Source organism: Neobacillus drentensis (assembly GCF_036965245.1).
GTDB classification, from domain to species: Bacteria; Bacillota; Bacilli; order Bacillales; family Cytobacillaceae; genus Neobacillus; species Neobacillus drentensis_G.
In genome coordinates, this window is the sequence record NZ_JBALPG010000206.1 from 2,174 (window position 1) to 2,670 (window position 497).

Consider the following 497-nt stretch of genomic DNA (forward strand, 5'->3'; position numbering starts at 1 on the left):
GTTATTTTTATGGATGGCGGATTAATTGTAGAAGAAAACGTCCCAAGTGAGTTGTTTGATCATCCAAAAGAAGAACGAACGAAAGCGTTTTTAAGTAAGGTGCTATAAATAAAAAAGCTCGGAAAAAAGATGTCCTTAGTGAACATGAAGTAAAAAAGAGCGATTTTATACTGTAAAGTTTAATAGTATTTTATAGGGGGCTGACAGCAGCCCCCTGTTTTTGTTATGATAAATGGGTAGATTTACCATATATGGATAGGGGTTGATTTTATTAAATTTAGCAATAAAATACCAAAATTTAATGAACAAACACATACCGTATTAATGAATGATGGCTGGAAGCCGCTAAAAGAACCGAAAAGCCTGACAAACGCTATGTTACTTTCCATGCCTTTTATGGTTATCAATGCCTTGCTCTCATTTGGAATTATTTATTTCTTTTCCTCTTTTTCGATAAAGCAATTTACTTTTTTTACTGGAGATTCAATCATCATAAC

The 497-nt window shown here is 32.8% G+C and carries 1 pseudogene; it reads left to right on the plus strand.

Annotated elements, in window-relative coordinates:
• Positions 1-108: pseudogene (locus V7150_RS25280) on the plus strand (peptide ABC transporter ATP-binding protein); the annotation flags it as partial.
• Positions 109-497: the final 389 nt, after the last annotated feature.